The organism is Pseudomonas sp. CG7 (genome assembly GCF_023701885.1).
GTDB classification, from domain to species: Bacteria; Pseudomonadota; Gammaproteobacteria; order Pseudomonadales; family Pseudomonadaceae; genus Aquipseudomonas; species Aquipseudomonas zanjanensis.
Genome location: NZ_JABAEE010000009.1, coordinates 1 through 22,421 on the forward strand (window position 1 = coordinate 1; position 22,421 = coordinate 22,421).

The 22,421-nt window shown below is 61.8% G+C and carries 13 protein-coding genes and 2 pseudogenes; 9 read left to right on the forward strand and 6 right to left on the reverse strand.

Annotated features, from left to right (window positions below):
• Positions 1 to 184: 184 nt before the first annotated feature.
• The 3 genes from HGO40_RS05725 to msrA all read left to right on the forward strand — a co-directional run bounded on the left by HGO40_RS05725 (position 185) and on the right by msrA (position 5,184).
• On the forward strand, positions 185 to 1,576 hold the full coding sequence (locus HGO40_RS05725) for an alkaline phosphatase D family protein (RefSeq protein ID WP_250962243.1): 1,392 nt from the start codon (positions 185 to 187) through the stop codon (positions 1,574 to 1,576).
• 182 nt (positions 1,577 to 1,758) lie between these two features.
• Complete coding sequence (locus tag HGO40_RS05730; RefSeq protein WP_250962244.1) at positions 1,759 to 4,452, forward strand: putative bifunctional diguanylate cyclase/phosphodiesterase; 2,694 nt, start codon at positions 1,759 to 1,761, stop codon at positions 4,450 to 4,452.
• A gap of 84 nt (positions 4,453 to 4,536) precedes the next feature.
• Positions 4,537 to 5,184, forward strand: coding sequence for a peptide-methionine (S)-S-oxide reductase MsrA (msrA, locus tag HGO40_RS05735; protein ID WP_186706022.1), 648 nt, complete (start codon positions 4,537 to 4,539; stop codon positions 5,182 to 5,184).
• A 260-nt stretch (positions 5,185 to 5,444) separates the two neighbouring features.
• Here msrA and HGO40_RS05740 read toward each other — a convergent pair whose 3' ends face one another.
• From HGO40_RS05740 to HGO40_RS05750, 3 genes are read right to left on the reverse strand one after another with little or no spacing between them, the layout of a single operon-like run.
• Positions 5,445 to 6,284: a 23S rRNA (adenine(2030)-N(6))-methyltransferase RlmJ gene (locus HGO40_RS05740; protein WP_250962245.1), complete on the reverse strand. Its 840-nt coding sequence runs from the start codon at positions 6,282 to 6,284 to the stop codon at positions 5,445 to 5,447.
• A gap of 26 nt (positions 6,285 to 6,310) precedes the next feature.
• A complete protein-coding gene (locus HGO40_RS05745) occupies positions 6,311 to 7,096 on the reverse strand; it encodes a DUF4123 domain-containing protein (RefSeq protein ID WP_250962246.1) in 786 nt (261 codons plus the stop codon).
• Entirely contained in the window at positions 7,093 to 9,138 is a 2,046-nt protein-coding gene (locus HGO40_RS05750) for a type VI secretion system Vgr family protein (RefSeq protein ID WP_250962247.1), read from the reverse strand. The genes HGO40_RS05745 and HGO40_RS05750 overlap by 4 nt, the downstream gene beginning before the upstream one ends.
• Positions 9,139 to 9,404: 266 nt before the next feature.
• Here HGO40_RS05750 and HGO40_RS05755 point away from each other — a divergent pair, with 266 nt between their 5' ends.
• Positions 9,405 to 9,899 carry a DUF2165 family protein gene (locus HGO40_RS05755; protein WP_250962248.1) on the forward strand — a complete coding sequence of 165 codons (495 nt, stop codon included), beginning with the start codon at positions 9,405 to 9,407 and terminating at the stop codon, positions 9,897 to 9,899.
• Positions 9,900 to 10,031: 132 nt separating this feature from the next.
• Here HGO40_RS05755 and putP read toward each other — a convergent pair whose 3' ends face one another.
• On the reverse strand, positions 10,032 to 11,516 hold the full coding sequence (gene putP / locus HGO40_RS05760; protein ID WP_250962249.1) for a sodium/proline symporter PutP: 1,485 nt from the start codon (positions 11,514 to 11,516) through the stop codon (positions 10,032 to 10,034).
• 462 nt (positions 11,517 to 11,978) lie between these two features.
• On the opposite strand from putP, the gene putA reads away from it, so the two are divergent.
• Together putA and HGO40_RS05770 are read left to right on the forward strand one after the other, a co-directional pair.
• Complete coding sequence (gene putA, locus HGO40_RS05765) at positions 11,979 to 15,932, forward strand: trifunctional transcriptional regulator/proline dehydrogenase/L-glutamate gamma-semialdehyde dehydrogenase (RefSeq protein ID WP_250962250.1); 3,954 nt, start codon at positions 11,979 to 11,981, stop codon at positions 15,930 to 15,932.
• 166 nt (positions 15,933 to 16,098) lie between these two features.
• Positions 16,099 to 17,901 carry an acyl-CoA dehydrogenase gene (locus HGO40_RS05770; protein WP_250962251.1) on the forward strand — a complete coding sequence of 601 codons (1,803 nt, stop codon included), beginning with the start codon at positions 16,099 to 16,101 and terminating at the stop codon, positions 17,899 to 17,901.
• A 75-nt stretch (positions 17,902 to 17,976) separates the two neighbouring features.
• Here the strand turns inward: HGO40_RS05770 and HGO40_RS05775 are convergent, their stop codons facing one another.
• Both HGO40_RS05775 and HGO40_RS05780 read right to left on the reverse strand, forming a co-directional pair.
• Positions 17,977 to 18,279 (reverse strand): cell division protein ZapA, encoded by a 303-nt coding sequence (locus tag HGO40_RS05775; protein WP_186706030.1) that lies wholly within the window; start codon positions 18,277 to 18,279, stop codon positions 17,977 to 17,979.
• Positions 18,276 to 18,506, reverse strand: a complete 231-nt coding sequence (locus HGO40_RS05780) for a hypothetical protein (RefSeq protein ID WP_250962252.1) — start codon at positions 18,504 to 18,506, stop codon at positions 18,276 to 18,278. The genes HGO40_RS05775 and HGO40_RS05780 overlap by 4 nt, the downstream gene beginning before the upstream one ends.
• 324 nt (positions 18,507 to 18,830) lie before the next feature.
• On the opposite strand from HGO40_RS05780, the pseudogene HGO40_RS30775 reads away from it, so the two are divergent.
• The 3 genes and pseudogenes from HGO40_RS30775 to HGO40_RS05790 all read left to right on the forward strand — a co-directional run.
• Positions 18,831 to 19,487 (forward strand): annotated as a pseudogene (locus HGO40_RS30775) (MCP four helix bundle domain-containing protein); the annotation flags it as partial.
• Positions 19,488 to 19,790: 303 nt separating this feature from the next.
• Positions 19,791 to 20,390 (forward strand): annotated as a pseudogene (locus tag HGO40_RS30780) (methyl-accepting chemotaxis protein); the annotation flags it as partial.
• A 276-nt stretch (positions 20,391 to 20,666) separates the two neighbouring features.
• Entirely contained in the window at positions 20,667 to 22,409 is a 1,743-nt protein-coding gene (locus HGO40_RS05790; protein WP_250962254.1) for a potassium/proton antiporter, read from the forward strand.
• Positions 22,410 to 22,421: the final 12 nt, after the last annotated feature.

The window sequence follows — 22,421 nt, forward strand, 5'->3', positions numbered from 1 at the left end:
TGTTTTTTACTGATACGGCGACCCCCTCGTTCTTCAGTTGCCTCTTCGGCGGCAGCGGCCGATGTGTATAAGACACAGCGCCGCGCCCCCTTCCCTATCGATATTTATCGCCCGCCGAGCTTTAGCATCGAACCGCCAAGGCACCTTGATGGGCGCCCCACTAAAACTTCGAATGGATTCGAATATGTTCAATCCTACCGTCGGCCCGATTGTCGGGCACACGACCACGGACCATGCCCGGATATTCCTGCGCGGCGATCATGGCAACAGCCAGGTATTTGCCGGCATCCGCCACCGACGCCGAGGGGATACAAGCTGGTCGATGGGGCAATTTGTCCAACTGAAGGCCTACCGCGACATGTCCGATGTCATCGTGTTGAAAGGCCTTCAACCCGACACCGCCTACGAATACCAGGCCGGCTGGTTCAGCCCCCTGAGCCCGACCCATACCGTGGAAACTATCCAGGAGCTGCCCTTGCAATGGCCCAGGAACACCTATTGCTTGCGCACGCCGACCGATAAAACCGATGCGCCGCGGGCTTATATCGTGGGCTCGTGTCGCTACTTGCGGATCGTCGCCAACACCCCGCTGCTACCCGCCCTTGGGGATCGCACCTTCGCCGGCATCAATCGCGTCGTCGAACAAGCCGACCCGCCGATCAGCGCGGTATTGATGACCGGCGACCAGGTTTACCTCGATGACTTGAATGTCATCGGCCCGGACCGAGCCTATAAAAACATCCTCTTCAGATACCGAACGGTATTTGCGCAGCCGCAGATCAGCAAGCTGATGGCTGGCACCCCGACCTACATGATCCTCGACGACCATGAAATCGAAGACAACTGGCCCGCCAGGAGAACCGCCCAGGACGACCTCCTGTATGCCAATGCCATGAGCGCTTATCGGCTTTACCAGGCCAGCCACGGGCCCGTCCATGAACTGTCGGGCGACGGAACATTGAACAAGGCGTTGACCCGCTACTGGTACACCTTTGCCCACGGGGATATCCATTGGTTCGTTACCGACAGCCGGACGCAACGCAACCTGTCGGCGGACGACCGGCGCATCCTCGACCATGAACAGGAACAGGCCCTGCTTGAATGGCTCGTCAACAGCCCCGCCCGGGTCAAGCTCGTCGTCACCAGTGTGATGTTTTTCCCAGACAGCAAGCGCAATGACGGCGATGCCTGGCAGGCGTTTCCGGCACAACGGCTGCGACTGCTGGACAGCATCCGCCGTCAGCGGATCAAAAACGTAGTGTTCATTTCGGGTGACGTCCACGGTTCCATGACCAGCCGGCTGCGGCACAGCGAGGATCCTGATTTCGAGGTCAACACCGTCGTTTCCTCGCCGTTCTACAACAGCAAACTGCTGCCTTTTGCAAAAGCCGCGGATTTTATTTTCCACCGGCCCATGGCCCGCACGGACAGCGGTGAGTACCGCTATGAACTGACCAGCGAAGTGGTGAGCCAGGACAACTTCGCCCGCCTGCAGGTCACGGCGCAGAGCCTCCAAGTCACCTTCCACGACCGTGACGGCAGGCCCTTGCAGACGGTCGATATCCCGCTGCGATGAACCTCCATGCCCTCTGATCGGCTGGCGACTGGAGAAATCCCATTGTCGGCCGATATAAGGTTTATAGCACTTGGCCTTCATCTCTCTTGTCAGCCAGTGCCGCAATGATGCAACCTTGCGCCAATCCGTAATAACGAGGGCGTCAGCCCGGCGCGATCAGCATTTTCGAAGCGAGTTTCCCCATGAAAAGCCAACCCGATGCCGCCAGCCGTATGGCGGCCGAGGTAGTGACGCAGTTACCGGTGCCCGCGCGGCTCGGTATGCTGCGTTTCGAACGGCTGAATGAAGCTAGCTGGGCGCTGTTGTTCCTCGATCCCAATTGCGAGCGACACTTTGGCCTGCCGGCGGTAGAGCTGTGCTCGCTGGTCAGTTCGCCCTATGCCAGCCTGATGGAACCCGAAGCGCGCTATCAACTGCATGACGCCATCCAGCAGCAACTGGCCCAGGCCGCGCATTACCAGATTCGCTACACGCTCCACACCGCCAAGGGGCCGATGAATGTGCTGGAGACGGGCGAAGCCTATAAACAGCACAATCGCCATCTGCTGCGCGGCTACCTGCTGGTGGTGGACGATTTGCTGCAAAGCGAACCCTCCATGCCGGCCCTGGACCTGGAAACCCAGAACTCGCGCCTGCAGATCGCCCTGGAACTGAACCAGCGCGCCCAGCAAGAGCAGCTCCAGCATCTGGACCGCGTACGTGCCCAACAGGACCTGATCCTGCTACTGACCCGCCAACGCTACAGCGCCAACAATTCCCTGCTCGAAGCGGCCGAACTCATCACCCGCAGCGCCTGCGACATCTACCAGATCGATTGCGCCAGTATCTGGAACCTCGACGATGGCAAGCTGGTGCCGATTTCCGCCTATAACCGCGCGTCCCAGGAATATTTCCTGCCAGCGGTGATCGCCGCCAACGAGTTTCCCGACTACATGGAGGCGCTGCAGACCTGCCGCGCCATCGACGCCCACAATGCGATGCGCGACCCGCGTACCCGGGAAATGGCCGGGAACCTGCGCGCTCGCGACGTCAACGACATTCTCGACGCCAGCGTGCGTATCGACGGCCAAGTGGTGGGCGTGCTGTGCCTGGAACAAGTGGGCGCCACCCGCGCCTGGCAGTCGGATGAGATCGCCTTTGCCGGCGAGCTGGCGGACCAGTTCGCCCAAGTCATCAACAACCACAACCGACGCACCGCCACCAGCGCCCTGCACCTGTTCCAGCGGGCCGTGGAGCAGAGCGCCAACGCGTTCCTGCTGGTCAATTGCGACGGCGTGGTGGAGTACGTCAACCCAAGCTTCACCGCGATCACCCAGTACACCACCGAGGAAGTCCACGGCCAGCGCCTCTCGGAACTGCCGGCCCTGGAAAACCTCAGCGAACTGCTGTTCGATGCGCCCTCGGCGCTGGCCCAGAGCAATAGCTGGCAGGGCGAGTTCAAGAGCCGTCGCAAGAACCTGGAACCCTACTGGGGCCAGTTGTCGATTTCCAAGGTCTACGGCGACAACCGCGAGTTGACCCACTATATCGGCATCTACGAAGACATCACCCAGACCAAGCTGGCCCAGCAGCGCATCGAGCGCCTGGCCTACACCGACAACCTGACCAACCTGGGCAACCGCCCAGCGTTCATCCGCAACCTCGATGAACGCTTCGCCCGGGACAGTGACTCGCCCATCAGCCTGCTGCTGGTGGACATCGACAACTTCAAGCGCATCAACGACAGTCTCGGCCACCAGACCGGCGACAAACTGTTGATCAGCCTGGCCCGGCGCCTGCGCAACAGCTTGAGCCCCAGTGGCAGCCTGGCGCGCTTCGCCAGTAACGAATTCGCGGTGCTGCTGGACGACACCGATCTGGAGGCCGGGCAGCAGATCGCCAGCCAGTTGCTGATGACCCTCGACAAACCGATGTTCGTCGACAACCAGTTGATCAGCGTGACCGGCTCCGTGGGCCTCGCCTGCGCGCCGCTGCACGGTCGCGACCCGCAGACGCTGATGCGCAACGCCGGCCTCGCCCTGCACAAGGCCAAGGCCAACGGCAAGCACCAGGTCCAAGTGTTCACCGAAGCACTGAATGCCGAGGCCAGCTACAAGCTGTTCGTGGAAAACAACCTGCGACGCGCCTTGCCCCAGAACGAACTGGACGTGTTCTACCAGCCCAAGCTGTGCCTGCGCAGCGGCCGCCTGCTGGGCATGGAAGCGCTGCTGCGCTGGAACCATCCGGAAAAGGGCATGATCCGCCCGGACCAGTTCATCAGCGTGGCCGAAGAAACCGGCCTGATCATCCCCATTGGCAAATGGCTCGCCCGCCAGGCCTGCCGGATGAGCAAACAGCTGACCGCCGCCGGCCTGGGTAATCTGCAAGTGGCGATCAACTTGTCACCCAAGCAGTTCTCCGACCCGGACCTGGTCGCCTCCATCGCCAGCATCCTCAAGGAGGATCAACTGCCGGCTCGGCTGCTGGAACTGGAGCTGACCGAAGGCCTGCTGCTGGAAGCCACCGAAGACACCCACTTGCAGCTCGACCAGCTCAAGCGCCTGGGCCTGACCCTGGCCATGGACGACTTCGGCACCGGTTATTCGTCCCTCAGCTACCTGAAGAAATTCCCGATCGACATCATCAAGATCGATCGCAGCTTCATCCATGAGATCCCCGACAACCAGGACGACATGGAAATCACCTCGGCGGTGATCGCCATGGCCCACAACCTGAAACTCAAGGTCGTGGCCGAAGGCATCGAAACCGCCCAGCAACTGAAGTTCCTGCGGCGTCATCGTTGCGACGTCGGCCAGGGCTACCTGTTCGACCGGCCAATCCCTGGCGCGGAGCTGATCGAAAAGCTCAAGCGCTACCCGCGCGGGCCTCTGGTCTGACAGCTGCGTATAGCTTGCGGCGGCTTTTCTGAGGCACACTGACGGTCTATTTCGCTCAACTCCATCTGACTGAGAGGACTGATCATGGTCTTGCGCTCGGAAATCCTGGTGAATAAAAACGTGCTTCCTACTCCTGATCAAGCTCTGCCTGGCCGTGAAACCCCGATGACCGTGCCGGAAAAACACTTCGTCCACGACGCGCCCCTGCTGGGCCCGTTTGCCATGGACGTGGACTTCGCGATCTTCGGCCTCGGTTGCTTCTGGGGCGCAGAGCGCAAGTTCTGGCAGCGTGAAGGCGTGGTCAGTACCGCGGTGGGTTACGCCGGCGGTTTCACGCCGAACCCGACGTATGAAGAGGTCTGCTCGGGCCTTACCGGCCACAGCGAAGTGGTCCTGGTGGTCTACGAGCCAGCGAAAGTCAGCTACGAAGAGCTGCTGAAGATGTTCTGGGAACTGCACAACCCGACCCAGGGCATGCGCCAGGGGAACGACATCGGCACCCAGTACCGTTCGGTGATCTATGCCACGAACCCGGCTCAACTGGCAGCGGCCAGACACAGCGAGCAAGTCTTCCAGGCTGAGCTGACCAAGGCCGGCAAAGGCACCATCACCACCGAAATCGAAGAAGCGCCGACGTTCTACTTCGCCGAGGCCTATCACCAGCAGTACCTGGCGAAGAACCCTGAAGGCTATTGCGGGATCGGCGGCACCGGCGTGACCTGCCCGATCTGACTACAAGCTTCGCGAGCAGGCTCGCTCCCACAGGTCCAGCGGCATACCCAAAGGTTGCATGCACACCAGGGCCAATGTGGGAGCGAGCCTGCTCGCGATAGCGGTGGGTCTGGAGCGGTAATGCTGAATGTGCCGCCGCCATCGCGAGCAAGCTCGCTCCCACAGGGTTCGGGGCGAACAGAAATACTGGGCACACCTCAGAACCCGTGTGTGGGAGCGAGCTTGCTCGCGATGGCGCCCTTCCAGACACCATCAAACCATCAGCTCTCAGCGATCAACCAATCCATCTGCCACCCACCTTGGGTCTGCCCGAGCTTTTTCGACAGCCACGGCAGCAGCTCACGCAACTCTTCTTCCAGTCCCCACGGCGGGTTGGCAATCGCCAGGCCGGAACCGTTCAGGCTGTTGGGCGTCGCCAGCGGGTGCACCAACAGTTCCACCCGCAACAGCTTCGGCGCGCCCGTGCCAGCCAGGTCCTGGTAGAAGCGGCGTAACATCCGCTGGTCCTTCACCGGGTACCAGATGGCCGCCACCGTCTGGCGCATCCGGCCAATCGCCTCCTTGAGCGAGGCGGCACAGCGCTGCATTTCGTCAAGCTGTTCGAAGGGCGGATCGATCAGCATCAGCGCACGTTTTTCCGCCACCGGCAGCAACGCCCGCGGCACATGCCAGCCTTCACCCAGGTGCACCGCCACGCGACGGTCGCCTTTCATGTTGTCCTTGAGCAACACGCCGTCTTCCGGGTGTTTCTCATTAAGCAGCACACGGTCCTGCGGACGGGTCAGGCGCCGCGCCAGTTCCGGCGAGCCCGGGTAGTAGCGCAATTGCCCGTCCGGGTTCATCTCGTGCAGCACTTGCATGTAGTCGGCAGTCAACGGCGGCAGGTCGCCCTCGCCCCACAACCGCGCGATGCCTTCCAAGTACTCACCGGTACGATTGGCCTGGTCGCCCTGCAAGTCATACAGCCCGATGCCCGCGTGGGTATCGAGGTAGGCGAAGGGCTGTTCCTTGCGCGACATCAGCGCGATGAGGCGGGTCAAGGTCAGGTGTTTGAACACGTCGGCGTGATTGCCGGCGTGGAAGGCGTGGCGATAGTTCATGGCGGCTCCTGCGAAGGGCGACGAGTTTACCTTGAAGCGCGTCGAACGTCAGGGGTTGGCAGCCCGGCGGACACGCCACGATCAGCAAGCTCGCGCAGCAAGTACGCCTGCAAGGGCGCCTTGGGCGCGGCAAGCGGCTTCGATCGCTCAAGAAAGTGGGCAATCTTGCACCGCAGGATGCGCTGGTCGACCCGCTCACACAGAGACGGATGCTCTTCGCCCAGCCATGTAAGCAAGTTATCCACCAGGCAATCCATCGGCCCCTCGGCCATGGTCTCCAGCAGCGCCACCGGTACTTCCCACCAAGGAAAAATCCGGGCCGGCCGCTGGACATCTCCCACGAACTCAAGGGACTGACCGTTGATCAAGCAACGATTGATCACCGGCAAGAGCTGCCCGGCGTCCACCGCCGTCGAATGCAGGATCGGCCCCATGAAGCGCCCATCCCAAAAGCGCAGGAAAACCGCCTTGCCACCCGGCAGCAACACCTGGGTGAGCCCACGTAGATGCTCGGCAAGGTCTTCTTGGCCGGCACGCGACACCGCCAGCCACCCCCAATCGAGTGAGTCGGTGGCTGCTATCCAATCAAGGAACTCACTGTCTGCGCGAACAAGCCCCACATAAGGCATGACCGCTTCCCACCCGGCGTACGGCGTGTCGGCCCAGATCGGCGTGGGCGTCGTGGCCATCGAGCGCCGCCAGGCCGATAACGCCCCGGCGCTGCTGGCGTTGCTGAAAATGGCGAACAGTTGCTCGGACGCCTGCAACGGATGGTGCTCAAGCCATGCTCGGGGAGATGGGTCGCCGTTCATGCACGCCTCCGGCCATTGACAGGTTTATGAATAACCGGCGGCACTGCGCAGACGCCGTTTCTACAACGTTCACATTCCTCACAGAATGGCGCCGAGCCTTGGAAACTGAGGACTTGCGCCACGGAAAGCCGAGGCGCCGCCGCTGGGACCGGTTTCCCGGCGCCGCCCGGCGAACCCGCTGCCGCGTCCATCACCGCCATCGGCGCCCCACCGACCTCGATCGGCACACTGCTGAAAATCCCACCGGCACCGATGTTGATCCAATGGCCGCCAGCCTGGAGGGTCACACTCGCGCCACCGTCCAAAACCACTTGCTGGCCGGCGCTGACATGCAACTGCTGACCGGCATTCAAGACCTGGCTGGTCACACGAATATGCCGCTCGCCACTCACCACCAAGTGATCGTCCTGGCGGACTTCAGCGTGGCGCCTACCGTGGGTGACGCGCTGCTCATCGGCCTTGAGCTCGTGCCGCGCCGTGCCGGTGACAACGATGCTACGCTCGTGATCGACCTGCACGTGCTGGTCGTGCAACACATGCTGGGTCCAGTTTCGCTGGGCCCGCAGGTAGATCTCCTCGGCCCCCTTGCGGTCCTCGATGCGCAGTTCGTTATAGCCTTCGCCACCAGGGCTGCTCTGGCTGCGCCAGATACTGCGGGTCTTGTCCGCCGGCAGTTCCAGCGGCACCGGGTTGGCGCCATTGGGCAGGCAACCGACCACCAACGGCTTGTCCACGTCGCCATCGATGAACCCCACCAGCACTTCCATGCCGACCCGGGGAATCATCACCGCACCGTAGCGATCATGGGCCCAACCCGCGGCCACTCGCAGCCAGCAACTGGAATGCTCATCGCGCTGGCCGTGACGATCCCAGACCAGTTGCACCTTGACCCGCCCGAATTCATCGCAATGGATCTCGCTGCCCTGCGGCCCGGTCACCACCGCTGATTGATAGCCGTGGGCATGGGGCTTTTCGTGCTGCAAGGACGGCCGAAAGCACACGTCCCATGGCGTGGCGAGGAAGGTATTTCTATAACCATGGAATTCATCCGGACTGGAGGAGACTGTTTCTTCCAGCACCTGGGGTTGACGGCCATGATGGTTGATCTGGGTCAGGAGCCACAGATCGTTCCACTGTTCCCGGGGATGGTCCTTGATGCGCATGAAATGCCCACTGACGAAGGCGCTGTCATCGCTGTCGCCCTGTGCCACGCGATAATCGGCGCCGTGACGCTCAAGGGCGCGTCGGGTCAGGTGCTTGCCATCGTCACGGTCGCAGAACCCACCGGGGTAGCGATAGTCCTCAAGGACAGGACGTTGCCGATTGTAGAGCTCGGCTTGCAATGTCACGCCAGGCTTGCGGAAGTCGTAGTCGCGCAACGTCACGGCCGTGGTATGGGTCTGGATTCGCACCGCCAAGCGCTTGATGGCCGGCGCGTCGGCAGCCATGCCGCTGTCGGGAAGGTACAGCGTCGATTCGGGCAGGCAAGGAAACACGGTCTGGTCATCACCGAACACCAGCAGATGACCGTCAGGGCGGTGGCGAAAATGGTAGTGGATACCGACTTCAGCGCAGATCCGCTCAATGAACGCCAGGTCGCTTTCACCGTACTGCACACAGTATTCACGCTCGGGGTATTGCCCTGCGAGGGTGAATTCGTAGGCACCCGCCAGGATCCCGTGATCCTTCAAGACCTGGGCGACGATAGCGGGCACGCTCAAGTGCTGGAAGATCCGCTGGTTGATACGATGGCGCAAGTAGGCCAGGCGCGGCACCAAGGTGACTTGGTAGCGAGTCAGGCGCTTGCCCGAGTCGCCTTGGGCGACGCTATAGAGCTGACCGTGTATGCCACCGTCCCGGTCGTCGAACCCCAGGAATGCCTGACGGTGCAGAAGCTCTTCCAGTGCCAGGTCGGACCGTTCGCTGACCAGTTCCAGGTCAAAGCGATAGGGCTGGCTGATGGCTTCCGTACCCTTGAATTCGAGCACCTTGAGCGCGCTCGGCGGGTTGTCGAGCGTCAGCGTGAATCGCGGCGGGAACATCCTATGTGCCTCTGCTGAATGGAGGCGGATGATTCTGCACGAGCACCAGGGACGTGTATTGGAGGCGCAAAAAAACAGATTTGCCCTACATCCAAGAAGCTAAAAGCTGCTAAGCGTGATGCATTTTCCGATAGACATTCGAAGCATCACGACCAACCGCTACCGTCCTACAAACGAATCAGCAGTTTCTTGCAACGTGCTCGATCTCTGGCCAACAGTGGGCGTGATAACGTGCGCCGGTCGCAAAAAAGCAAAGGACGCAGGACATGACGACACGCTACGCAAAAATCGCAATGACCCTGGCACTCGCTGCATTCGCCTTCCTGACGGTGTTCAACAACCTCACGGACTACCGCTCCAATTTCAATTTCGTCCAGCATGTACTGAGCATGGACACCACCTTCCCCGACAATGCCGCCCGGTATCGCGCCCTCGATAAACCGTGGATGTGGCACGGCGCCTATTGGCTGATCATCTTCGGCGAGGCATTGACGGCGGGGCTGCTGGGCTACGGCGCAGTGAAACTGTGGCAGGCACGCCGGGCCGAGGCCGAGGTATTTGCCCGCGCCAAACGATGGGCCGTGGCCGGCTTGACGGTCGGTTTCTTCGTCTGGTTCTTTGGTTTCATGGTGGTCGGCGGCGAATGGTTCCTGATGTGGCAATCAGAAATCTGGAATGGCCAGGACGCTGCGTTCAGGTTCTACATGGCGATCCTGGGCGTGTTGATCTTTCTCAACCAGCCTGATGCCGAGATGAAGTGATATCCGTGGCGAGGGAGCTTGCTCCCGCTGGACTGCGTAGCAGTCCCTTTTTGTGAGCGCTTCGCACTCAAGCGGGAGCAAGCTCCCTCGCCACATTGGATCACCTGCGGGCTCAAGGCCGCGCAGAAAGTCTTACTGGTTCAGGCGGAAATCTTTCTCGGCTGCTTCGAAGCGCTGCACCATACCGGTGGTAGGCGCGCCCATCTTGCTGACGAAATAGATAGCCAGGCTGGCGAAGATGAAGCCTGGGATGATTTCGTACAGACCCAGCAGCTCGAAATGCTTCCAGACAACGACGGTGATCGCGCCGACCAGGATACCGGCCAGGGCGCCGTTGCGAGTCATGTTCTTCCAGATCACGGAGATGAGGACCACCGGACCGAAGGCGGCACCGAAGCCGGCCCAGGCGTAGCTCACCAGGCCCAGTACACGGTTTTCCGGGTTGGCGGCCAGGGCAATGGCAACCAAGGCCACCAGCAGCACCATGGCGCGACCGACCCAGACCAGTTCCAGCTGGGAAGCGCTCTTGCGCAGGAAGGTCTTGTAGAAGTCTTCGGTCAGGGCACTGGAGCACACCAGCAACTGGCAGCTCAGGGTACTCATCACCGCCGCCAGAATCGCCGACAGCAACACGCCGGCAACCCAAGGGTTGAACAGCAACTTCGCCAGCTCGATGAACACGCGCTCAGGGTTTTCGGTCACGGGACCGGCCACTTCAGGGTGCGCCGAGAAGTAGGCGATACCGAAGAAGCCGACCGCCACGGTGCCGCCCAGGCACAGGATCATCCAGGTCATGGAGATGCGACGGGCATTGGCGATCGACTTGACCGAATCCGCAGCCATGAAGCGCGCCAGGATGTGCGGTTGGCCGAAGTAACCCAGGCCCCAGCCCATCAGCGAGATGATGCCGATGAAGGTGGTGTTCTTCAGCATGTCGAAGGACGAAGGATCTTTCGCTTCGATCGCCAGGAACGTGGTGTCCACGCCACCGGTGGCCAACAGTACGATAATCGGCGTGAGGATCAGCGCGAAGAGCATCAGGGTGGCTTGTACGGTGTCGGTCCAGCTCACCGCCAGGAAACCACCGACGAAGGTGTAGGCGATGGTCGCGGCAGCACCGGCCCACAGCGCGGTCTCGTAGGACATGCCGAAGGTGCTTTCGAACAGACGGGCGCCGGCCACGATGCCGGAAGCGCAGTAGATGGTGAAGAACACCAGGATCACCACCGCCGAGATGATCCGCAGCAGGCCGCTCGTGTCTTCGAAACGGCTGGAGAAGTAATCCGGCAGCGTCAGGGCGTCACCGTTGTGCTCGGTCTGCACCCGCAGGCGGCCGGCTACGAACAACCAGTTCAGGTAGGCACCGACGATCAGGCCGATGGCGATCCAGCTTTCCGACAGGCCGGACATGTAGATGGCACCCGGCAAACCCATCAACAGCCAGCCGCTCATGTCGGAGGCACCGGCGGACAACGCCGTGACCACGCTGCCGAGGCTGCGACCGCCCAGAATGTAATCGGAAAGGTTATTGGTGGAGCGGTAAGCCATCAGACCGATCAGGACCATGGCTGCGATGTAGATCACGAAAGTGATCAAGGTGGGATTACTAACACTCATGAGTTACGCCCTGGCTTTGTTTTTATGATGCGGTGGCAGTTGAAAGCGTCGACAACGCTGAAGTTGTAGCAACGATTTGCAGTCCCGCGAATTTATGACTGATGTTTCCCCAGGAAAGCCATCAGCCGATGCCCCTCGGCTTGGAACCGGTTGCACCTTGGCCGCGAATGCTATTCAACAAATCAAATAAGGTGCAACCAGTTTCGCTCGAATAAGTTGCACCTGATCGGTTTTGTTGCAAAATCGCTGTTTTTTGCTCCCTTTTAGTGCAGTAAACGGCCCTTCTCTAGAAGCCAAAGCACTAAGGCGGTGCAGGAATGGCGGGGCAGTATTTACTTCCAGATGAGCTGCCGGTCATTTCGAGAAAAAAAGGGTTGCACCCGGTTGCACCTCAATCAGCGCGCAGCTAATCTTGCCGCCAGCTGATGCCACGCCACACGTGGTAAACATGAGGATAAAAATATGGCTACCACCACCCTTGGGGTCAAACTCGACGACCCGACCCGCGAACGCCTCAAGGCGGCCGCAACCTCGATTGATCGCACGCCGCACTGGCTGATCAAGCAGGCAATTTTCAATTACCTGGAAAAACTCGAGGGTGGTGCAACCCTGACCGAGCTGAACGGTTCCCCTCGTGCCGACAGCGACGACGCTGGCGATGTACAGGTCGACCACGCTCACCAATGCTTCCTCGAGTTTGCCGAGAGCATCCTGCCGCAGTCGGTCCTGCGCGCCTCCATCACCGCCGCTTACCGCCGCCCGGAGCCGGAAGTGGTGCCGATGCTGATGGAGCAGGCCCGACTGCCGGCCGAAATGGCCGAAGCCACCAATAAGCTGGCGGCGTCGATTGCTGAAAAACTGCGTAACCAGAAGAGTGCCGGCGGCCGTGCCGGTATCGTTCAGGGCCTGCTGCAGGAATTTTCCCTGTCTTCCCAGGAAGGCGTGGCGCTGATGTGCCTGGCCGAGGCGCTGCTGCGCATCCCGGACAAAGGTACCCGCGATGCCCTGATCCGCGACAAGATCAGCACCGGTAACTGGCACCCACACCTGGGCAACAGCCCGTCGCTGTTCGTCAACGCCGCCACCTGGGGCTTGTTGCTGACCGGCAAGCTGGTCGCCACCCACAATGAAGCAGGCCTGACTTCGTCCCTGAGCCGCATCATCGGCAAGAGCGGCGAGCCGATGATCCGCAAGGGCGTCGACATGGCCATGCGCTTGATGGGCGAGCAATTCGTCACCGGCGAAACCATCGCCGAAGCCCTGGCCAACGCCAGCAAGTTCGAATCCAAGGGTTTCCGCTATTCCTACGACATGCTGGGTGAAGCCGCGCTCACCGAACATGACGCTCAGAAATACCTGGCCTCGTACGAACAAGCCAGTCACTCGATCGGCAAAGCCTCCCATGGTCGTGGGATTTATGAAGGCCCGGGCATTTCCATCAAGCTCTCGGCCCTGCACCCGCGCTACAGCCGCGCCCAGTACGAGCGCGTCATGGACGAGCTGTACCCGCGCCTGCTGTCGCTGACCCTGCTGGCCAAGCAATACGACATCGGCCTGAACATCGACGCCGAAGAAGCCGACCGCCTCGAACTGTCCCTGGACCTGCTGGAGCGCCTGTGCTTCGAGCCGCAACTGACCGGCTGGAACGGCATCGGCTTCGTGATCCAGGCGTACCAGAAGCGCTGCCCGTACGTGATCGACTACGTCATCGACCTGGCCCGTCGCAGCCGCCACCGCCTGATGATTCGCCTGGTAAAAGGCGCGTACTGGGACAGCGAGATCAAGCGCGCCCAGGTCGAGGGCCTGGAAGGCTATCCGGTCTATACCCGCAAGGTGTACACCGACGTGTCCTACATCGCTTGCGCGCGCAAGCTGCTGTCGGTGCCGGAAGTCATCTACCCGCAGTTCGCCACGCACAACGCCCATACCCTGGCGGCCATTTACCACATCGCCGGTCAGAACTATTACCCGGGCCAGTATGAATTCCAGTGCCTGCACGGCATGGGTGAACCGCTGTACGAACAGGTTGTAGGCAAGGTCTCCGAAGGCAAGCTGAACCGTCCGTGCCGTGTGTACGCCCCGGTCGGCACCCACGAAACACTGCTGGCCTACCTCGTACGCCGCTTGCTGGAAAACGGCGCGAACACTTCGTTCGTCAACCGCATCGCCGACCAGTCGATTTCCATCCAGGAACTGGTCGCCGATCCAGTGGCCAGCATCGAGCAGATGGCAACCCTGGAAGGCGGTTTCGGCCTGCCGCACCCGCGCATCCCACTGCCACGCGACCTGTACGGCAGCGACCGCGCCAACTCCAGCGGCATCGACCTGGCCAACGAACATCGCCTGGCATCGCTGTCTTGCGCCCTGCTGGCGACCGCCCATAACGACTGGAAAGCCGTGCCGATGCTCGGTTGCGCCGCTAGCGAAGAAAGCCCGGCAGCGGTGCTGAACCCGTCCGATCACCGCGATGTGGTTGGCCATGTGCAGGAAGCCACGGTTGCCGACGTCGACAACGCCATTCCGTGCGCCCTCAACGCCGCACCGATCTGGCAGGCCACGCCACCGGCCGAGCGCGCTGCGATCCGCGCGCGCGCCGCCGACCTGATGGAAGGCGAAATCCAGCCGCTGATGGGCCTGCTGGCCCGCGAAGCCGGCAAGACCTTCGCCAACGCAATTGCTGAAGTACGTGAAGCCGTGGACTTCCTACGCTACTACGCAGTGCAGGCGCGCAACGATTTCACCAACGACGCCCACCGCCCATTGGGCCCGGTGGTCTGCATCAGCCCGTGGAACTTCCCGCTGGCGATTTTCAGCGGCCAGGTCGCTGCCGCTCTGGCCGCCGGCAACCCGGTTCTGGCCAAGCCCGCCGAACAGACGCCACTGGTGGCGGCCCAGGCGGTGCGCCTGATGCGCGAAGCCGGTATTCCGCAAGGCGTCCTGCAACTGCTGCCGGGTCGCGGCGAAACCGTCGGTCCCCGCCTGGTGGGTGCCGAGCGCGTCAAGGGCGTGATGTTCACCGGTTCCACCGAAGTTGCCCGCCTGCTGCAACGCAACATCGCCGGTCGCCTGGACAACCAGGGCCGGCCGATCCCGCTGATCGCCGAAACCGGCGGCCAGAACGCGATGATCGTCGATTCCTCGGCGTTGACCGAACAAGTGGTCATCGATGTGGTGTCGTCGGCCTTCGACAGCGCTGGCCAGCGTTGCTCGGCCCTGCGGGTCCTGTGCTTGCAGGAAGATTCCGCCGACCGCGTCATCGAAATGCTCAAGGGTGCCATGGCCGAATCGCGCCTCGGCAATCCTGAGCGCCTGTCCGTGGACATCGGCCCGGTGATCGACGCCGAAGCCAAGGCCGGCATCGAGAAACACATCCAGGCCATGCGCGACAAGGGTCGCGCCGTGTACCAGATGGCAATCGCCGACAGTGACGAGTGCAAGCGCGGCACCTTCGTGATGCCGACCTTGATCGAACTGGAAAGCTTCGACGAGTTGCAGCGTGAAATCTTCGGCCCGGTGCTGCACGTGGTGCGCTACAAGCGCAAGGAGCTGGATCAGTTGATCAACCAGATCAACGCTTCCGGCTATGGCCTGACCCTGGGCGTGCATACCCGCATCGACGAGACCATCGCCAAGGTCATCGACAATGTGCATGCGGGCAACGTGTACGTGAACCGCAACATTGTCGGCGCCGTGGTCGGTGTCCAGCCGTTTGGTGGCGAAGGCCTGTCGGGCACCGGCCCCAAGGCCGGTGGTCCGCTGTATCTGTACCGCCTGCTGTCGATGCGTCCTACCGATGCGATCCAGCAATCCTTCGTCCGTGGCGATGCGCTGGCGGCACCGGACCTGCGTTTGCGCGAGGCCATGGGCAAACCGCTGGCGGCGCTGCAAGCCTGGGCTGACAGCCAGAAGCTCGCCGAACTGAGCGCCCTGTGCGTGCAGTTCGCGGCTCAGTCGCAAAGCGGTATTACCCGTCAGTTGACTGGCCCGACCGGTGAACGCAACAGCTACGCCATCCTGCCGCGCGAGCACGTGCTGTGCCTGGCCGACGTGGAAGGCGACCTGCTGACGCAACTGGCGGCCGTACTGGCCGTGGGCGGCTCGGCCGTGTGGCCGGAAACCGACACCAGCAAGGCTGTGTTCGCACGTTTGCCGAAGGATATTCAGGCGCGCATCCAGCGAGTGGCGGACTGGACCAAGGACGATGTGCTGTTCGACGCGGTCCTGCATCACGGCGACTCGGATCAATTGCGCGGTGTTTGCCAGCAAGTGGCCAAGCGCGCTGGCGCCATCGTCGGTGTGCACGGGTTGTCCCAGGGCGAAACCAATATTGCCTTGGAACGCTTGGTTATCGAACGTGCGCTGAGCGTCAACACCGCTGCGGCGGGTGGCAACGCCAGCCTGATGACCATCGGCTAAATGCTGTAAGCCAGGCACCTGCAATAGGTGCTTGGCAATAGCAAGCTCGCTCCCACACTTTTTTGATTAGCGTCACCCTCGCTCCTCCATCACCCAAATCAATCATCCTGTTCAGCCTCCATCCCCACGCCTAGACTCGGCCCATTCCAAAAAAAGGTAGGCCGCCATGTCCGAGACGTTGCTCAGTTCCCGCAATCTGGCTTTCGAGCTGTACGAAGTCCTCGATGCCGAGGGCCTGACTCCGCGCGAGCGGTTTGCCGAGCACATTCGCGAAACCTTCGCCGCAGCCCTCGGCACGGCCCGCAGCATCGCCGAGAAATTTTTCGCGCCTCACAACCGCAAGCATGATGAAAACGAACCGCGCTACGAGAACGGCCAGGCGATCCTGATTCCCGAGGTGAAGCCGGCGGTGGATGCGTTTCTTGAGGCCGGCTTCCTCAACGCTGCACGCAGCTTCGAGGCCGGCGGCATGCAACTCCCTACGTTACTGTCCCAGGCGTGTTTTGCGCACTTCCAGTCGGCCAATGCCGCATCGACCTCTTACCCGTTCCTGACCATGGGCGCGGCGAACCTGATCGAAAGCTTCGGCAGCGACGAGCAGAAGCAACGCTTCCTGCAACCGATGATCGACGGCCGCTTCTTCGGCACCATGGCCCTGACCGAGCCCCATGCCGGTTCCTCGCTGTCGGATATTCGCACACGCGCAGAGCCGGCGCCTGACGGCACCTATCGACTCAAAGGCAACAAGCTCTTCATCTCCGGTGGCGATCATCCGCTGTCGGAAAACATCGTGCACATGGTCCTGGCGAAATTGCCGGATGCACCGCCGGGCGTGAAAGGCATTTCGTTGTTTATCGTGCCCAAGTTCCTGGTCAACGACGACGGCAGCCTCGGCCCGCGTAACGACGTGCTGCTGGCCGGGTTGTTCCACAAGATGGGCTGGCGCGGCACCACGTCCACGGCGCTGAACTTCGGCGACAACGGCGAATGTGTTGGTTACCTCGTCGGCAAACCGCACCACGGCCTGAGCTACATGTTCCAGATGATGAACGAGGCGCGGATCGGCGTCGGCATGGGCGCGGTGATGATGGGTTACGCCGGCTATCTCTACTCCCTCGACTATGCCCGAGAACGCCCGCAGGGCCGCGTGCCCGACAGCAAGGACCCGACCACCGCCCCGGTGGCGATCATCCAGCACGCCGACGTGCGACGCATGCTGCTGACCCAGAAGGCCTACGTCGAGGGTTCGTTTGACCTGGGCCTTTATGCAGCCCGGCTGTTCGACGACACCACCACCCTGGACAGCGAAGCCGAGCGACGGCGTGCCCATGAATTGCTCGACCTGCTGACCCCCATCGTCAAATCCTGGCCCTCGGAGTTCTGCCTGAAAGCCAACGAACTGGCGATCCAGATTCTCGGCGGCCACGGCTACACCCGCGAATACCCGGTGGAGCAGTACTACCGCGACAACCGCTTGAATCCGATCCATGAAGGCACCCACGGCATCCAATCCCTGGACCTGCTGGGACGCAAGCTGGCGCAGAACGGCGGTGCCGGTCTCAAGCAGTTGATTCGCCTGGTAGCCGACACCACCGAACGGGCCCAGGCGCACCCATCGCTGACGCCGCTGCGCCAGCCGCTGGAAGCGTTGGTGGCGCGCCTGCAAACCGTCACCCTCGGTTTGCTGACGGACCTGGCCCAGGGCAAGGTCAACGGCAGCCTCGCCAACTCGGCGCTGTACCTGAAGGTGTTTGGACACATGGTGATTGGCTGGCGCTGGCTGGAACAGGCGATTCGTGCCGAGGAAGGCCTGGCCAAGGGCAACGCGGCGGACAGCGACTTCTATAGAGGCAAGCTGCAAGCGGCGCGCTACTTCCTGACCTGGGAAGTGCCGGGGTGTCACCATGAGCTGGCGATTCTTGAGGCGCGGGATGATACGTGCCTGGGGATGCGGGATGAGTGGGGCTGAGCCAGATTTTGCTGCGCTGCTGAATTCATTCGCGAGCAGGCTCGCTCCCACAATTAGCTCACTGCCAGCCCTTGGTCAGACCTGCTGAATCGTCTTGGCAATCACCTCGACCGTGGCGCTGACTTGCTCTTGGTAACGGTCGAGTTCCGCTTGATGCTGCTTCTGCATTTCCATCTGCTGCGAACACAGGTTCATGGCCGCCAATACCAGCAGGCGATCACCGATCAGTGTCGGGTATTTCCTTTTGGTATCGGCCAGTGCGGCCTTGAGCATCGAAGCGGCGTCCAGCAGGGCCTGTTCCTGCCCGGCCGGCGCTTTGATCGAATAGTCTTCTCCCAGGATCGAGATGACCGTCACCCCATCGGCGCCGTGCTTCATGCGCTGACAGGACCGGCGCTGGCGCGCTCGATCAGGGCCTGGATGCGGGCCGCGGTGGCGCCGTGCAGTTCTTCCTGTTCCATCAGGCTCAGTTGCAGGCTTTCGTTTTCATCCTTGGCCTTGGCAAGTTCGGCGCTCAGGGTTTCGTTCAGGCCGGTGAGTTGCAGATTCTGTTGCACCAGGTCGTTGACCAGTTGCTCCAGTTGGCTGAGGGATGCTTCCAACATATTGATTTCCAGGCTTTTCCAAGGGGCGCGTACGATAAAGAAAAGTCACCGCCGATGCCACGCTTTACGCAGTGGCGGCGCTTCGCTCGCGAGCTGTAGAGACTGCGATTCAAGCATCTGGTTCCTACCCTTCGTCGCACAGCGACTGCTGCACTGCGACAAAAGCACGCACGGCACTCAAGACTTCGGTCGCTAGACCGATAAGTCAGTGAAACCAGTCACAGCCCCGCACGGACGCGCTTCTTCACGGTAACTTCCATGTCCCTACGTAATATGAACATCGCGCCGCGGGCGTTCCTGGGGTTTGCCCTGATCGGCGCCCTGATGCTGGCCCTCGGCGTGTTTGCCCTGAGCCAGATGAGCAAGATTCGCGTATCTGGCGACAACATCGCCCAGAACAGCGTCCCCAGTATCAAGGCCCTGAACGACTTCACCCAGCTCACCCTGCGTTTGCGCGTGTTGTCCTATCGCCTGCTGACCAACCGCGAAGCGGATACCCAGCAAAAAACCCTGGATCTGTTCGAGCAACGCAACCAGCAGGTCCGCGCCGCACAGACGGCCTATGAAAAACTCATCAGCGCGCCTGAAGAACGGGCCGCGTATGAGCAGTACGTGCAGCTGCTCAATCAGTACCGCCAGCTCGAAGAGCGGATGAAAACCCTGTCGCGCAACAATCAGGTCAACGAACTGCAAGCGCTGCTCAACACCGAGCTGATGAGCAATTCCGACGCCGTCAACGCCGTGCTGGCTCGCTTGACGGACATCAATAACCAGCAAGCGGAAGCATTCAATAAAAACGCGGCGCAACAATATTCCACCGCGTTCAACTGGGTCGTCACCCTGCTGGTCATCGCCACTTGCCTGACCGTGCTGTTCGCCTGGCTGCTGACCAACAGCATCACCAAGCCGATCGCCAACGCATTGGATGCCGCCGAGGAAATCGCCAAGGGCAACCTGACCCGGCCGATCACCGTTGATGGCAGCGACGAAGCCGGCCGCCTGCTGCGGGCGATGTCGACCATGCAGGAAAAACTGCGCGACACCCTGCAGCGGATCTCTGGCTCGGCCACACAGTTGGCCTCCGCCGCCGAAGAGCTCAACAGCGTCACCGACGAAAGCGCCCGTGGCCTGACCCAGCAGAACAACGAAATCGAACAGGCCGCCACGGCGGTCAACGAAATGACCAGCGCCGTGGAAGAAGTCGCCCGCAATGCGGTCAGCACGTCGGAAGCGTCCAGGAACGCCACTACGTCCGCTGGCGACGGCCGCGACCTGGTGCAGGAAACCGTCGGCGCCATTGAACGCATGAGTGCCGACGTACAAAGCACTGCCTCGTTGATCGGCAACCTGGCCAACGAGTCCCGGGATATCGGCAAGGTTCTGGATGTGATCCGCGGCCTGGCCGACCAGACCAACCTGCTGGCCCTGAACGCCGCCATCGAAGCCGCCCGCGCCGGTGAGGCCGGACGAGGCTTTGCCGTGGTCGCCGACGAAGTCCGTGCCCTGGCCCATCGCACCCAGCAGTCGACCAGCGAAATCGAACGCATGATCGGCAGCATCCAGAGCGGCACCGAACAGGCCGTGGATTCGATGCGCAACAGCACCGAACGCGCCGAATCGACGCTGAACATCGCCCGCGGCGCCGGCATGTCCCTGGACACGATCAACAGCGCCATCGTCGAGATCAACGAACGCAACCTGGTGATCGCCAGCGCCGCCGAGGAACAGGCCCAGGTGGCCCGTGAAGTGGACCGCAACCTGGTGAACATCCGCGACCTGTCGGTGCAATCGGCCACCGGCGCCAACCAGACCAGTGCCGCCAGCGCCGAACTGTCGCGCCTGGCCGTGGACCTGAACAGCATGGTTGGGCGGTTCAGCCTTTAACCGCAAACCCATTGATCGCTCACACTCCGCGAGCGATCAATGCTGTTGTGGCGAGGGAGCTTGCTCCCGCTGGGCTGCGAAGCGGCCCCAAAACCTCAAAAGCGACGACTGCTTCGCAGTCGAGCGGGAGCAAGCTCCCTCGCCACAAGGGCTGCACCCAGAACCCGATCTCCCAACCTTTTTTGACAGCATCACATTTCAACAGGTTAGAATCGCTGGCACGCAGACTGCATGGTCAGTTTGCGCCCGTCCTTCAGTTCTTCCGGAGTAACGCCTTTGACTGCAACGACCATCAACAGCCTGTTCTTGATCGGCGCGTTGCTGGTAGGTGCGAGCATCCTGGTGAGTTCTCTTTCGTCCCGCCTGGGCATCCCGATCCTGGTGATCATCCTGGCCGTGGGCATGGTGGCCGGTGTCGACGGCGCCGGTATTCTTTTCGATAACTACGCCACGGCCTATCTGGTCGGCAACCTCGCATTGGCGGTCATCCTGCTCGATGGCGGCTTGCGCACGCGGGTGTCGAGCTTTCGCGTGGCGCTGTGGCCGGCGTTGTCGCTGGCGACGGTCGGGGTGTTGATCACCACCGGACTGACCGGCCTGGCGGCGGCATGGCTGTTCAACCTCAACCTGATCCAAGGCCTGCTGATCGGCGCCATCGTCGGCTCCACCGACGCCGCGGCGGTGTTCTCGCTGCTGGGCGGCAAAGGCCTGAACGAACGGGTCAGCGCCACCCTGGAAATCGAGTCCGGCAGCAACGACCCCATGGCGGTGTTCCTCACCGTCACCTTGATCGGCATGCTGGCCAGCGGTGAAACCGGCCTGCACTGGAGCCTGTTGGGGCATCTGGTGCAAGAGTTCGGGATTGGCGCCGTGATCGGCCTGGGCGGTGGCTGGCTCATGCTGCAGATGGTCACCCGCATCAACCTGGCCAACGGGCTCTACCCGATCCTGGTCATCAGCGGCGGCCTGGCCGTGTTCGCCCTGACCAACGCCCTGCACGGCAGTGGTTTCCTGGCGGTGTACCTGTGTGGCCTGGTGCTGGGCAACCGTCCGGTGCGCAGCCGCCATGGCATCCTGCACATGCTCGATGGCATGGCGTGGCTGGCGCAGATCGGCATGTTCCTGGTGCTGGGGCTGCTGGTCACGCCCCACGACCTGTTGCCGATCGCCCTGCCGGCCCTGGGGCTGGCGTTGTGGATGATCCTGTTTGCCCGTCCGCTGTCAGTCATGGTCGGCCTGCTGCCGTTCAAGGCGTTCCATGGTCGTGAAAAAGCGTTTATCTCCTGGGTCGGGCTGCGCGGCGCGGTGCCGATCATCCTGGCCGTGTTCCCGCTGATGGCCGGCCTGCCCCAGGCGCAGCTCTATTTCAACCTGGCATTTTTTATCGTGCTGGTCTCGCTGCTGGTGCAGGGCACGAGCTTGCCGTGGGTCGCCAAGTTGTTGCATGTGACCGTCCCGCCCGAGCCACTGCCGATTTCCCGGGCCGCGCTGGAAGTGCACGTCACCAGCGAATGGGAGCTGTTCATCTATCGCCTGGGCAAGGAAAAATGGTGCATCGGTTCGCCCCTGCGGGACCTGAAAATGCCCGATGGAACCCGCATCGCGGCCCTGTTCCGTGGCCAGCAATTGCTCCATCCGTCGGGTAGTACGGTGCTGGAAGTCGATGATTTGCTGTGTGTTATCGGCCATGAACACGATTTGCCAGCCCTTGGAAAACTGTTCAGCCAGGCACCGCAACGAGGCTTGGATTTGCGCTTCTTCGGCGACTTCGTACTCGAAGGAGACGCCCAGCTGGCCGCGGTTGCCGCACTCTACGGGTTGAAGCTGGACGGCATCGATCCAGACATGACCCTGGGCCGCTTCATTGCCCAGAAAGTGGGCGGTGCGCCAGTAGTCGGCGACCAAGTGGACTGGAACAATACCCTGTGGACCGTCGCGGCCATGGACGGGAACAAGATCGGCAAAGTGGGCGTCAGATTCCCCGAAGGAAGTCGCCCGGGTCCCGGCTTGTTCCTCTAAACTGCTCCCACT

Coding starts and splice junctions, on each gene's coding strand:
- HGO40_RS05725 (WP_250962243.1), top strand. CDS start 185: ATGTTCAATCCTACCGTCGGCCCGATTGTCGGGCACACGACCACGGAC.
- HGO40_RS05755 (WP_250962248.1), top strand. CDS start 9,405: ATGACGACACGCTACGCAAAAATCGCAATGACCCTGGCACTCGCTGCA.
- HGO40_RS05740 (WP_250962245.1), bottom strand. CDS start 6,284: ATGAACTATCGCCACGCCTTCCACGCCGGCAATCACGCCGACGTGTTC.
- HGO40_RS05780 (WP_250962252.1), bottom strand. CDS start 18,506: ATGTTGGAAGCATCCCTCAGCCAACTGGAGCAACTGGTCAACGACCTG.
- HGO40_RS05770 (WP_250962251.1), top strand. CDS start 16,099: ATGTCCGAGACGTTGCTCAGTTCCCGCAATCTGGCTTTCGAGCTGTAC.
- HGO40_RS05730 (WP_250962244.1), top strand. CDS start 1,759: ATGAAAAGCCAACCCGATGCCGCCAGCCGTATGGCGGCCGAGGTAGTG.
- putP (WP_250962249.1), bottom strand. CDS start 11,516: ATGAGTGTTAGTAATCCCACCTTGATCACTTTCGTGATCTACATCGCA.
- HGO40_RS05750 (WP_250962247.1), bottom strand. CDS start 9,138: ATGTTCCCGCCGCGATTCACGCTGACGCTCGACAACCCGCCGAGCGCG.
- msrA (WP_186706022.1), top strand. CDS start 4,537: ATGGTCTTGCGCTCGGAAATCCTGGTGAATAAAAACGTGCTTCCTACT.
- HGO40_RS05745 (WP_250962246.1), bottom strand. CDS start 7,096: ATGAACGGCGACCCATCTCCCCGAGCATGGCTTGAGCACCATCCGTTG.
- putA (WP_250962250.1), top strand. CDS start 11,979: ATGGCTACCACCACCCTTGGGGTCAAACTCGACGACCCGACCCGCGAA.
- HGO40_RS05775 (WP_186706030.1), bottom strand. CDS start 18,279: ATGAAGCACGGCGCCGATGGGGTGACGGTCATCTCGATCCTGGGAGAA.